Here is a 13399-nt window from a genome sequence, read left to right as displayed (position 1 = left end):
ATGGATTTATCAGCTTGCGTTTTGCTGAGTTAGCTATAGCAAAGGGAATGAAAGTCCGTGGACTACAAAATTTCTCGGATAAAGCTAAAAAAGCGCAAAAACTCGGTGTTGAGGTGATTGTTGGTAGTGTTACTAATCCAGCTACTGCCCAAATGGCTTGTCAGGCAGTAGATGTAGTTACACATACGGCTGAACTAGCTAAAGAAGGTGGGTCAATTGACCATTTTCATGAGGTAAATGTTAGGAGCACTGTCAATATAGCTAAAGCTGCTAAGAATGCTGTGTCAAAACCTTTGTGCATCTTTCGAGGGGATGCAGCGCATACAGGAATAGCTGAGAAAAACAGACATCCAAAAGATAATTTAATCACCGTAGTTGATTTAGAAAGTTTTCATCCCAAGTGTTAAAGCATCATACATAGATATCAAGTATTAGACCATGAATAAACAACCTCTTCGTATTGCGATTTTTACAGCATTATATGCTCCGTTTATGTCGGGGGTTTCTATGGGAGTACACCAGCGTGTTCGCTGGTTGCTACAGCAGGGACATGAAGTCTTTCTGATCCATCCTGGAGTCAATTATCTGTACCCCAAAGAAGTTCGCGATCGCCCCATGTTAAGGCTGGAGGAAGTTCAGTCTTTCTCCAACTTTTCTTCTTATGCTTACCCAAGCAAACCAATGATATTCTACAAGTCTCTTCCCGAACCATTGCACTATCGATATTGGAGTGATACCAAGCTGTTATTAAATTTTCAGCCTGACATTGTGGTGGTTGAAGAAGCGCCAGGAATGATCGGTTACTATTCACTTTTTTTGCAAGGTTATGGTCGCCCTATTGGCACTGAATACACAAAGCGAACAGGCACACCAATAATATCTATATTCCATACCGATATAGTTGCTTATATTCGATATTACATAGGAGAGTGGGCTTTTAGATTTATTCGTCCGATCATTCCCATTTTAATTAAGCAATTGAGTGAGGCTTATGATGTTAATTACTTTTCTTCCCAAGAACAACTCACCAAGTACAAATTGCTGGCAGCCCAACGTCTAGAATATCTTCCCTATCAAGGAATTGATTGCGAAAAATTTCATCCCCGAAATATTTGTTATGACCCTATTCCTGGCGATCAACGACCCACTCTGTTGTTTGTCGGACGCATTAGTGCAGAAAAGAACGTCAAGCAACTCCTAGATGCATTTGTGCTCATTGCTGCCAAAATTCCTGATGTCCATTTAGTGATTGTTGGTAGTGGTCCCCAGGATAAAGAGATCCGTCGGCGTGCCAAAAAGTTTGAATCTGGTATTACGGTTTGGGGTGAGTCTCACGGTACAGAACTTTTGGGCTGGTTTGCGCGAGCAGATGTATTTGTCAATGCCTCCGTCACCGAAAACTTTTGCACCACAACTAACGAAGCGCTGGCTTCTGGAACCCCTGTAGTTGCGGTCCTTGCGCCTTCAACTTCAGAGCAGATATCCTCTTCCTCTGGTCGCAACGGCTTCCTAGCTGAACCTAACAACCCAAAAGATTTCGCTATGAAGGTGATTGCGATTCTAGAAAATCCGGCTCTAAAAGAAGAAATGTCTCGACAGGCTCGCCTCTACATACAAAAATTTGATTGGTCGGCGTGTATGGAAAAATTTGAAGAAAAACTTTATCAGCATGTTGGAGCATCGAAAAAACTGGAGGTAAAAGGTGCTGCACAGGTAGTTAATAGGTAGGCAAATAACGAAAGTCTGTGAGTTGTACATATCTGCTTAATTACTCTTTAAGAAAACTCTTCGCGTCAGAACGAATGCTGTGGGTTGTTAATTACTTATGAACCTGATCCGTCTTCTATTGCGTACTTCTTCTCTTCAGCTCTGTTTTGCAATTTTAGCTGGTATTTTCAGCGGCGGCACTGCTGCTGGTCTAATTGCCCTAATTAATACGACATTGAGTCAAAATCAGCCATCAAAAACTATACTAATTTGGAGTTTTGTCGGTCTTTGTTTACTGCGGTTAATTGCTAATTTCGTTTCTCAAGTTTTATTGATACAACTTTCACAAAAAGCAATTCTCAATTTGCGGGTACTTTTAACCCGCAGTATTCTTGCCTCGCCCTTACGTCACTTAGAACAAATAGGTGCTCATGGACTTTTAGCTGTTCTCACTGAGGATATTCAAACAATCTCTAACACAGTTATTACTGTCCCTTTTGTGTGCATTAATATTGCCATCGTGATTGCCTGTCTGATTTATCTGAGTTGGTTATCTAAAATTGTTTTCCTCATAGGTATTAGCTTTATGTTCCTGGGAATATTCAGCTATTCACTACCAATGATGAAAGCCATGTCTTTTTTAAAATTGGCTCGTGAGCAAGAAGATAGATTATTTAAGCATTTCCGTAGCGTCATTCAAGGCACAAAAGAACTCAAACTACATCGCCGACGACGGCAAGCATTTCTCTCTGAAGAACTCCATACCACTGCTTCATCATTCCGCCGTCATAATGTTGTGGGTATGAGTATCTTTGCTGCGGCTGCTAGTTGGGGGCAAGTTCTATTTTTTGTTGCTATTGGGTTACTTTTATTCATCATCCCTACTATCAATAAAATTCCACCTGCAATTCTATCTGCTTATGCCCTAACTATTATCTATTTGATATCACCTCTAGAGTATATTATGAGTATGATGCCTAGCATAACTAAAGCCTTAGTAGCTTTAAAAAAAGTGGAGTCTCTGGGTCTATCATTAGCAAGTTATTCAAACGAAATTTGTGATAATGTTTCACTGGCATCAGATCAATATTGGAACTGCTTAGAACTGGTAAATATAACCCATGCTTATTATCAAGAACGGGAAGAAAGCAACTTTATCCTTGGGCCTATTAAATTAAAATTTCATCCAGGAGAACTTGTTTTTATTGTAGGAGGTAACGGTAGTGGTAAGTCTACCCTCGCTAAGTTAATTAGTGGGCTTTACATTCCTGAAACAGGAAATATTTATCTAGACGATCAGCTCATTGATAATCATAATTTAGAGTGGTATAGACAGCAATTTTCTGTAGTATTTTCCGATTTTTATCTTTTTGATCGCTTCCTGGGTTTGGATAGTGGCGATCTGGATATTCAGACTCGAAAGTACCTTATTGAATTGCAATTAGACCATAAAGTTAAGGTCAATAATGGAGTACTTTCTACCACGGACCTTTCTCAAGGACAGCGCAAACGTCTCGCTCTAGTTACTGCTTATTTAGAAGATCGTCCCATTTATATGTTTGATGAGTGGGCATCAGATCAAGATCCTGTATTCAAGGAAATTTTCTATACTCAACTTCTGGTAGAGCTAAAGAAGAGAGGAAAAACTGTACTAGTTATTAGTCACGATGACCAATATTTTTACCTGGCAGATCGGATTGTCAAGCTGGAATACGGCCAAGTGAAAACTGAATATTTAAATATTGGAAAGGAGCAAAGCAATGTTTTTGAATAATTCTTTTATTATTTTATGGAAAGCATAACATTAAACTGTTGGTGAATTATGGCTTTCCTTGGTTTAGTTTGACACAACCAATTAAATTTTGCAAAAGTGTTGTAGAAAACGAATAAATAAATTTTAATCCAGTATTTAAAAAGTTCAAAAATTTGTTTGTTGCATTTTTTGTTTTTCGTAAAATCACAAAGACTAGCTTAGAAAAGCCTGACAGATTACAAGGCAGCGAAGCAAGAGCCTTTTGGTAGACATAGCGGATATATTTGTAAATTATAAATATACATTGAGTATTTAAGTATTGGAAAACAATGAAACCATCCATCTACGTATAGACTAATTTAGTGTGAAGTAACATTGTTATTCCAACTCAACAAGCAAGCGGTCAAAAAGAGAGTTTATTATGGCTTATTAAGAAATTTTGTTAATCAGGATTATATAAATATTGACTTTACTTTCAGCATATATAGTTTTGTCTTCGCTACTAGCAATGGATACTTGCATTAGAAATCTGTTGCTGAAGCGATCGCACCTTGAAGCACTAGATCCTGGATTAGCATCATTACTGGGCTGGGATTTGGACTGATTGCTGTTATTGGCAGTTGGCTTTTTGGAGAACGCCTTGACCTCAACCAATACGTGTGGAATCAAGGTGGTTATGGATTAAGTTTAGCTATAGTAAAAAATAGTCGAACAATTACAAGGAAACATTAAGGTAGAAAGTGGTGATGGATGGACAATATTTACTCTTACACTAACTGATTTATGATAGGTTTTTAGCTTTTCTTAAAATTTTATAATTTTTATTTTACAAATCAATTATTAGAGGTGTATAGATATACGTCTCTAATAACTGATGTTATAAATATTTTTACAGATGTATGAGATAATTAAAGAAAATTATTAAATTTAGAAAAATGGCATTAACTATATCTTCTGCACCCAAGGTTTTAGCGCATTTATTACTAATTTAGGAATACGCGATACAACTGATGATTTTGTATTTATTAAATCAGAAGTTCCTTGTGTTGCTGATGGAGTCTTCACTCAAAGTCTTTTCGCCGGGCCAAGTGTTACTATTAGCCGCGACAACTTAAAAGATTCACAAGTACAAGGAATTGTCGTTATATCTAAGAATGCAAATGTCGCTAATGGTGCAGTTGGCATTGCTGATGCCCAAGAAGTTTTACAATTAGTTGCAACTGAAACTGGAATTGCTGCACATAATATGGTGATAGCTTCTACAGGCGTAATTGGCAGGCGTTACCCGATTGAAAAAATTCGAGCAGGTTTATTAGGATTGGGCAAAAAATTGACTCCTGCTGATTTTAATGCCGCAGCCCGTGGTATTATGACCACCGATACAGTATCAAAACTAGCTACACGACAAGTAGGAAATGCCAAGCTGGTAGGAATTGCCAAAGGTGTTGGCATGATTGAGCCTAATATGGCTACTCTCTTAACTTTCTTTTTTACTGATGCGGCAATTTCTGCAAATAGCCTTCGTTCTATTTTTCGCTCTACTATAGATAAAACCTTTAACTGCTTGAGTGTAGACACTGACACTTCTACTAGTGACTCCGCCGTGATTCTAGCTAATGGAATAGCCGGTGAAGTTTCAGAGGCGGATTTTGCCAGCGCATTGCAAGAAGTTGCACAAGAATTGGTGCTGAAAATTGCCAGAGATGCAGAAGGTGCCACCAAAATTATTGAGGTGACTGTAGATTCAGCTATTAACTATGTACAAGCGAAAAAAGTAGCTAAAGCAATTGTCAATTCACCATTAGTAAAAACCGCCGTCTATGGGGCAGATCCGAATTGGGGACGAGTTGCGATGGCTATAGGTAAATGTGAAAATGAACAGCAGATCAATCCAGAACGAGTTGTTATTAGTTTTGATGACGTGAAAGTTTATCCTATAGCAATCCTAAATAGTTCATGAGAAAACACCATATTCATGGAGCTTAGGAAAGTTAAAAATTTGACAATTAAGTGATAACTCAAAAAAAGCCTTGACAATAGAGAAGGAATGACAAAAAAAATAAAACTCTCGAATCAGTCTTTTCCCTTGCAACCAAATATCTTCTACAGGATTTTGTTGAGGTGCATTCGGGGCAAATCTTTCACAAGTTATCAACCATTCTTCTTTGTCTAAGTTAGTATTCAAAGAGTCTAAATAATCTTTGATCTGTTGCGAGCGATGATAACTAGCGCCATCCCAAATGATTAAAAGTTTTGCACCTGGACGTTGTGAGCGGAGATACTCCAAAAAAGCAATTGTGTTTTCCGAGTTCCCTTTATTGGCAGTATGGGTGAGAAATTCTTTCGTTTTATAGTCTAACGCACCGAAGTATGTCTGTTTATCACGAGCATTGACAACTGGAATTGAAATGCGCTCGCTCATTTTACCCCAGATATATCCTATTATATCTCCCCAGAGTAAGTGGCATTCATCAATCATGAAGACAACTAGCTCTCCCGACTCAATTTCGGCTCGTCTCGTCTCCAACAATTCACAAATTTCTTTTTTTTTGAGGCGACTAATTCCGGGTCATGCTTTGGATTATTAGCTTGAGCTTTTTTCCAACTAATACGTGCTTCATTAAACAAATCATAGTAACTTCGTTTAGACTCAAATATCACTCCATACTTAGATACAAGCTGGTACTCCAACTCATTAAAAGTCCATTGCTCCTTCGTTTGCAACCATTCAATCACAGCCTTATGTTGTTGTGTATCCAAAAATCCTTTGCTTCCTTTATATGCTAACTTTAAACCCTCAACTCCGTTTTGAAAAAATGCTTTTTTCCATGTACTTATAAAGCCTGACGAAACACCCAAAATTGGCATTATCTCCTTGTGTTTATATCCACACAGCAGCATCTTGACTGCCATTGCTCGTATAATTTCACGTTTATCCTGGCTATGTTTGATAAAATCTTCTAATGATTGTATCCACATCGCTATATCCAAATATATGTCGCAAAGATTACTTTAAACTCACTTCAGTATTTTCTCACAAATGATTCCGGATTGCTATAGTAGTTTAACTAATGAAAATCTGGAACAATTGCGGCAAATTATGTCCAAAGACAAAGTAGATATTCATGTTAGCCTCAATATTGGCGAAGCTTCTGCAACTGTATGGGGTTGCGATCTTTCAGAGGGTTATATAGAAATTAATGGCAAATACTCAACTTGATTAACAAGAAGAGACGTGAAATTGTGTGTGTAGACAGTTAGGCAATAGGCAATAGGCAAGAGGCAAGAGGCAATAGGAAAGAAGGCTTTTTGAGTTGTACGGTGTTTTGTCAAAAATCAAATATGAGTCCTATAGCTTGAATAGATACTACACAAATTTGCAATAGCTGAGGTTTAAGCCTCAGCAACACAGCATAACTGCCTTCTTCATCGGTAATATTCGGAACCTCACCTTGCTATCAGGGAGAGAAACTTTGGCATCAGCCAAAAGTGGGATTATGTGCTTTCGGACATGATATTAGTCAGAAGTGTAGAGATAGATGAATGGCGGAGGGACATTAAGAGCTAATTGCTTTGTCAAAAAAATTGACGCAGGTAGTTCTTGTGTAGTATAGTATACTACATAAGTAATGAGTTAGATTAAAAAAACTTCCTAGCCAGTACAGCACGGTGAAAATAAAATTACCATTTGTATGCAAGTACTCGATATTACAAGAAAAATTTTAAAATCTCATATTTAACACAAAATAACTCTATTAACGCTGCATAACTAAACAAATATGGATTTTGACTATTTTAGAAGCAATGAAGGCACTCCTACAAATAATACCCGCCAAAGCTTGCTTGCTAGCGGCTGGCGACCGTTTAACCGAGAGTTAGATTGGGGGTTTTTATGGCAACTGTTGTATAGTGACTCGCGTGAATTAACTCAAAAAAGTTTGAATTTAGCAAGTAATGTTGCTGATATTCTGGGAAGAAATAATTATGCTTGGTGGGCTAATTTATTAAATATTGTATCTGATAATACCCGCTACGAAGTTGAAAAATTTTGGAATTACATCACACCAGATCCTCAATCACCAGATCATCGCTACAAAGATGTTTTGAGTACGGAAACGCCTATCGTTCAATTTGTTAGTCGTAGTAGCATTCCCATTGATTATGTTCTTAACCGACTGCAAGAAATTACTGTACTGCGAGTTTTGGGTGTGTTGGGTAATCCTGACATTATTACTCAGTATTATTCAGAAAGAGATTTTTATTTTCCTATAGATAGATTTGTTAGCTGGGAACGCTTAGACGTGATTAATACTGTTTATGCTTACTGGGCAAAGCATGACGTTTGGTTGCAAATTGATCCCTACGATCGCGGGCGGCGACAATATAGTTTAATGGCGAGGAATCTTGCCCCACTAATTAACAAGGCGACTTACGACTTGGCAGTTATGCTGAGTGGATATCAAAGTCGTGTAGGTAAAGTTCACAGCCAATTTCCCATTCGCACATTTCCGGCAGATATCCAACAGTTTACTGATGCTGTACAGCAAGCGATTCTGAATCAAAACCAGTTAGCGGTTGTTGTACATGGGAAACCAGGTACTGGTAAAACAGTCTGGACACAAGCTGTAGCAAAAGAAATTCTTGTACCTTTAGGGTATGTAATTTTTATTTTAGATCATGATGCGATCGCTAATTTTGTCCCCCCAACTTACATAGAGCGTATTTGTATCGTTATTAATGAAGCTGATAATCTAGCGCAAAATCGTGCTTCTGAGGTAGCGCAATACAACAATAAAACCGAACATATTCTCAGTTTGCTGGATGGCACTTTGTATCAAAGTGTCATTGATGAGTCTGGTATTCAGATGCAGCAACGATTAGTTGTCTTGATGACTTGTAACACTACTGAAAGATTAGATCCAGCCATGTTACGTAAGGGCAGGGTGGATTTAATATATGAGTTTACGCAACTATTTATTTGAGGCAGGGGGAAGGGAGTAGGGAGTAGGGAGCAGGGGAGGCAGGGGAAGCAGAGGAAATATAACTAATGCCCAATTCCCAATTCCCAGTTTTAGTCTAAATGAAAATTGCTGTAAATCGACTTTTACCAAAGTTTCACCTATTTTTGAGATACAAGCTGATGCTGTTTGCGCCAAGCTTGGGGAGGTAAACCGTGATGTTGGCGAAATTGGCGAGAAAAATGAGACACATCTTGATAACCTAATGCTTTGGCGATCTTCTCGATAGTCTGATTATTATTTTGGAGTAAAAAACGAGCGCCTGCCATTCGGCGTTTGACAATCCAGCAGTTTACAGTCTCTCCCGTTTGCCTTGCGACTCGGTTAGTTAAGTAAGCAGGTGAGTAACCAACAGCAACAGCCACATCACACAAAGTAATTCCTTGATGATAATGGGCTTCGATAAAGTCGAAAACTTCTTTTAATTGAGGAATACAGGGAAAGATTGACTTAGAAGGGATTGTGGCTTCTTCATCAGAAGTTTCTTCAGATGCGATCGCACTTGGAGTATGATCTACAAATACTGATTTTGGAGCTTTCTCAAATTTCTTAGCCCACCAGTATTGCAGAGTAGCTTGCTTTTCTAGTCGGATAGCGATCGCTCTGAGCAATTCATCTAGTGTCGAGGGTTTGGTAAGATAATCATCTGCTCCCAATTCCATAGCTTTGCGAACATCTGCTTTGTTACTACTCCCAGTCAGAAAAATAAAGGGAATAATTGCCGTAAGAGGATCTTGGCGTAGCGTATTTAAAACGCTATAACCATCCATATCGGGCATCGTGATATCGCAAATCACTAAGTCGGGTATACACTCTAGTGCTTGTTGGATACCAGCAAAACCGTTGTCAGCACTGATTGTATCAAAACCTTTAGCCTTAAGACCTTTTAAATAAAGATCGCGGGTAATATTATCATCTTCAATGACGAGAATTTTATTTGACGATTCGTACATAATTTTTTATTACCATAACTTGTAGCAGAAGCTGGTTAATATTAAACTGTGACAGAACTTTGCCTAGTTTAGTTGGATTTATGCCGTGCTGTACTCAACTTTTTAGGGAGTATGGAAATAGGCATAAGCTTAATTACTTCGTTCCGAGAGTTGTGATTGTTAAGTTGTTAATTAATAACTAATCTTGATTTCAACATTCATAACTCGGAACTACTAAACTCTGACTTGATTAATGCCAACGTCACAGTAAAGGTAGTGCCCACACCAAGTTGACTTTCCACAGATACTTGACCATGATGTAAGTCTACCAAGGTTTTAAGAATTGACAGTCCTAGTCCAGTGCCAGGTATGCGATCGATATTAGTTCCACGGTAAAATGGTTCAAATATTCGTTGTTGATCTAGCGCTGAAATACCAATACCTCTATCTTCGACCTGGAAAATTAATTGCTCATTTTCGCAAGAAAGTCTCAAATCAACTGTTATACCAGAGGGAGAATATTTTATTGCATTATCGAGCAAATTTTTTAAAATCGGCTCTAACAGTTTTTTGTCTATGCAGGCTGTTAGAGAATTTTCTTGAGTGACAAAATTAATCCGAATTTTGCTAATGGTCATCTGCATTTCTGCAACTAAGTCATTACAGAAATCAACTAACTCAAGTGGCTTTGGCTCATAGTTTATTTTTTCTGCTTCTGCCTTAGAGAAGAATAAAATATCATCCAACATCTGACCGAGTTGTTCGGTGGCTTTTTGAATGTGATCCAGCAGTGGTTGGATTTTCTTCTGTGTACGTTTGTCTACTTCTTCCTTTAATAAACTATTAGAAAATGAAACAATATTCAACGGTGTACGGAATTGATGGCAAACCATAGAAAGAAAACGTGCTCTAAGTTCGCTAAGTTGTTTTGCTTGTTCTAAAGCTTGGTTAAGACCTAATTCTGCATATTTGTAATCGGTAATATCAATGCCTGCAATCATTTCTACTGGTTTCCCACCAAAATCTAGCACACCATCCAGCATTACAACCGCACAAGCTAGCCAGCGCTCCGTACCGCTTTTTGTCAGAATATTCATCTCTTGGTATTCAAAGTTAGTTGCTTCACTCTGCTTACGTACCTGCCTACGTCTTTTGCTTTTAATCAGTCGGCGAAGATCAAAACCCGTTAACAGTTCCTCTTTTGTATAACCAGTCAGTTGCTCTACTGCTGGATTTATGTAGCAAAGCCGCGTACCTTGAATTAGAAAAGTGCTGGTATCTGTTGTTTCAGCTAAAGTCCGAAATCTAACTGCGTTTAGCCGCAATGCCTCTTCAGTCTGTTTCGATTCAGTAATGTCCCAAATACTCCAGACTCTACCAATAATTTTGCCATCCAACAAGTGAGGCTTAGAGTAGTGTGCAAAAACTCTCCCATCTTTCAATTCCAAAATATCGTAGCTCTCGAAATCAGATTGGCTAGACACTTCCCAAATTAGTCGATTAAAGGCTTGTGGATCTTTAAGTTTATTCTCAAAAAAGGCTTTGCATCGAGGACATTTCTTTGATAATATTAGGGACTCTGGGATCTGCCACATATCCACAAATTTCTGATTCAAGCTCAGAATATCTCCCTCAGAGTTAACTGCAACAATACCAATGGCAGTAGATTCGAGAGTAGAACGAAGTAAAGAAAGAGATGCTTCTAGTTCTATTTCTTTTGATTTGAGTTGAGAAAACTCCTGCTGCAAATTGTCTTTGGCATCTCTTAATCCATCAGTCCATTTTTGCACGCTCAGTTCTACTATTTCATCACTTATTTCCCGAACGAAAGCACAGCCAAATTCTATATCTTGTTGCTTTACATAGCTAATGGATATTTCTACCAGAAAGATCCGCCCTCGTTTTGTGCGGTAACGAGATTTAAAGGTAAGAGAACCTTCTGAGTTAATGTTTGACCAGTTGTGTAGAGAAAAATCTACATCTATATCTTGCAGCCTCATGGAAAGTAATTCCTCACGGGAATACTCAGTCATCCGGCAAGTGGCATCGTTGACGTAGAGAAACTGTGCATTTTCTCCTAAACAAAAGGCAGCATCTACAGCTTGATTTATTAGAAAGTGAGCAAACTTCATTTCTATTTCTGGCTGTAGTGACCATTGAGTGTTTGATCTAGCTAGTTTATAATCGCCAGAATTCATATCCCTACTTGCTCCTGGTAATTAATCAGCACCATAGCCATTAATGAGTTGATAGTCATAACTAACTAAAAACTCTGGTGCAGTTTTAGGCAGTTACAAAATACAATTAGTTAGTAAATTAAAAATATTACTGACTAGGTTAACAAAACTTATCATACCAATAACAAGGGAATAATTTAACCAAGTTTTTCAGAAAAAATTCAATATTTAATTTTAAATTTATTATTGACTTAAACAACTTTTGAGGAATACAAAAAATAGACAAATCAAATCTATAATAGTCAATAGATCTTATTAACTAAGAGTTGAAAATTGCCAATCTATAAGTAGTAAATATATTAAAAATTTAAAGCAGTACTGCTTCTCGTAATTCGTAATTACGAAAATTTGTGTACATTTAACAAGTAAAGAGATGTAGCCTGCGCCATAGCTAAGTAATGGTTCACCAACCCAAAGTTACTGGGTTTCGACTGGGAAACGGTTAAATGATAAAATTTCTCGTTCCTTACTTTTTCCCTAGGCAACAACTTTGACCAACTACTAATGTAGAGTCGTGTGATTATCAACCATAAATGAATTTACCAGGCTTGGCTTGGCTTGAATCAACAAATTTTAACTCATTAATTCATTTTCTTAATTTGTCTTAACTATAGTATATCAGGGATTTAACTATAGAAGAATACGCTTAGTCATCCGTCCCAAGAAATACATTTACATAACATAAATATGCATGAATTGTCGTATAATTTTATACTTGTTTTTTAAAAGAGAAATGTCATCCGTCACAATAAATATAAATACGCTAAAATAACACGTGTAAATTTGCGTATAAGGTTGTATTTGTTTTGTCATAAAGTAGCATTTTACTGAAAGCCTGCGTAACTGTGATAAATCGCCAGAGGCTAGAAAGGTAATTCTAAAGGGGTTTGGGCTTAAATCCCTAATCTCTTTTCTCAAGAATAGCTACTCAACGCTTAGTCATCTCTCAAAGGATATATAAAAAGTGAAGCAACTATGTCTTTATCGTTACAAATAATTGACTTGATGAGTTTTTGGTGGCAATATAAAGACCGCTAAACTATTGTAGCCAAGCTCATGCTACAAAGCGAATTCAAGACTTAATAGGGAAGACAGGCAGTTGCCAATTGGGAAGCGCCTGGGAGAAGAAAAGCAAAAGAACCGTCATCTTTATCAAAAGATTTTCTATTGTAAATTTGGTCATGTAGCTCAGTAGCGATGCCTAGGTTGGGCTACGCCTACGCAAAATATCAATTTTTCAGAATTACTAAGTTGAAAATGTTGCAATAGTTATACAAGCGAAAGAATTGCCACTTTTATCGAAAGATTTATCATTGCAGATATGCTTTTATCGTAGTAATCATCGGAAATTAATAACCTCTCCAGATAGTTTAATGAATAAGTTGGTGTGATTAAAGACAACTATGTAAAGCTTTGTAAAAATTCTGAAATATGCTTGAGTTAAGCTTAATAGCTTGTTCACATACCTTTACATTATTTAGTTTTTCCCTGCCAACCGACTTAAGTACTGTAGAAGCGAAAAATTTGACACCTCCATCAAAAGATTTTTGATTGCATATCAGTTATCATCCCCTCTATTGTGGTTCTTAGAAGCACAGCCTTACTTGCTGTATGCTTTGCAAAAATTTTTTGGTAGTGCTATCACAACCATCAATCAGCAGCAATCAACCGTTTCTACTATCGATCAAACTCGGTCATAGCTGTGATAAACGACAGAGTTGTTCGTATTAAATATTGCTAGCGCTGTGATTG

Annotated in this window: 9 protein-coding genes and 2 pseudogenes; 8 read left to right on the top strand and 3 right to left on the bottom strand. The window is 37.5% G+C overall.

Annotated features, from left to right (window positions below; genetic code table 11):
* Window positions 1-14: 14 nt before the first annotated feature.
* The 5 genes and pseudogenes from NPUN_RS06560 to argJ all read left to right on the top strand — a co-directional run.
* The gene (locus NPUN_RS06560; protein ID WP_336884925.1) at window positions 15-407 is read left to right on the top strand and encodes an NAD-dependent epimerase/dehydratase family protein; all 393 of its coding nucleotides are present in this window, start codon (window positions 15-17) and stop codon (window positions 405-407) included.
* A gap of 31 nt (window positions 408-438) precedes the next feature.
* Entirely contained in the window at window positions 439-1728 is a 1290-nt protein-coding gene (locus NPUN_RS06555; RefSeq protein ID WP_012408023.1) for a glycosyltransferase, read from the top strand.
* Window positions 1729-1825: 97 nt separating this feature from the next.
* The gene (locus tag NPUN_RS06550; RefSeq protein ID WP_012408022.1) at window positions 1826-3481 is read left to right on the top strand and encodes a cyclic peptide export ABC transporter; all 1656 of its coding nucleotides are present in this window, start codon (window positions 1826-1828) and stop codon (window positions 3479-3481) included.
* Window positions 3482-3923: 442 nt separating this feature from the next.
* Window positions 3924-4064, top strand: a complete 141-nt coding sequence (locus NPUN_RS41615; RefSeq protein ID WP_167315539.1) for a hypothetical protein — start codon at window positions 3924-3926, stop codon at window positions 4062-4064.
* A gap of 331 nt (window positions 4065-4395) precedes the next feature.
* A pseudogene (argJ, locus tag NPUN_RS06535) lies at window positions 4396-5396 on the top strand (bifunctional glutamate N-acetyltransferase/amino-acid acetyltransferase ArgJ); the annotation flags it as partial.
* 18 nt (window positions 5397-5414) lie between these two features.
* Here the strand turns inward: argJ and NPUN_RS39965 are convergent.
* Window positions 5415-6433 (bottom strand): IS630 family transposase gene (locus NPUN_RS39965; RefSeq protein WP_148220407.1). Its coding sequence is split into 2 segments (ribosomal slippage): window positions 5415-6013 and window positions 6013-6433, totalling 1020 coding nucleotides; the frame shifts between segments, so codons are not numbered across the junction.
* Between the two features lie 100 nt (window positions 6434-6533).
* Between NPUN_RS39965 and NPUN_RS06520 the strand changes: the two are divergent.
* Window positions 6534-6680 (top strand): annotated as a pseudogene (locus tag NPUN_RS06520) (bifunctional ornithine acetyltransferase/N-acetylglutamate synthase); the annotation flags it as partial.
* 559 nt (window positions 6681-7239) lie between these two features.
* Entirely contained in the window at window positions 7240-8442 is a 1203-nt protein-coding gene (locus NPUN_RS06515; protein WP_012408021.1) for an AAA family ATPase, read from the top strand.
* A 137-nt stretch (window positions 8443-8579) separates the two neighbouring features.
* Here the strand turns inward: NPUN_RS06515 and NPUN_RS06510 are convergent, their stop codons facing one another.
* Together NPUN_RS06510 and NPUN_RS06505 are read right to left on the bottom strand one after the other, a co-directional pair.
* A complete protein-coding gene (locus NPUN_RS06510; RefSeq protein WP_012408020.1) occupies window positions 8580-9431 on the bottom strand; it encodes a response regulator transcription factor in 852 nt (283 codons plus the stop codon).
* Window positions 9432-9628: 197 nt separating this feature from the next.
* Entirely contained in the window at window positions 9629-11608 is a 1980-nt protein-coding gene (locus NPUN_RS06505; RefSeq protein ID WP_012408019.1) for a scytonemin biosynthesis sensor histidine kinase, read from the bottom strand.
* 1586 nt (window positions 11609-13194) lie between these two features.
* On the opposite strand from NPUN_RS06505, the gene NPUN_RS41610 reads away from it, so the two are divergent.
* The gene (locus NPUN_RS41610) at window positions 13195-13347 is read left to right on the top strand and encodes a hypothetical protein (RefSeq protein ID WP_159402607.1); all 153 of its coding nucleotides are present in this window, start codon (window positions 13195-13197) and stop codon (window positions 13345-13347) included.
* Window positions 13348-13399: the final 52 nt, after the last annotated feature.

The sequence above is a fragment of the Nostoc punctiforme PCC 73102 genome (genome assembly GCF_000020025.1).
Taxonomy (GTDB): domain Bacteria; phylum Cyanobacteriota; class Cyanobacteriia; order Cyanobacteriales; family Nostocaceae; genus Nostoc; species Nostoc punctiforme.
The sequence above is the reverse complement of the archived record's forward strand: the minus strand, read 5'-3'. Positions and strand labels throughout refer to the sequence as shown.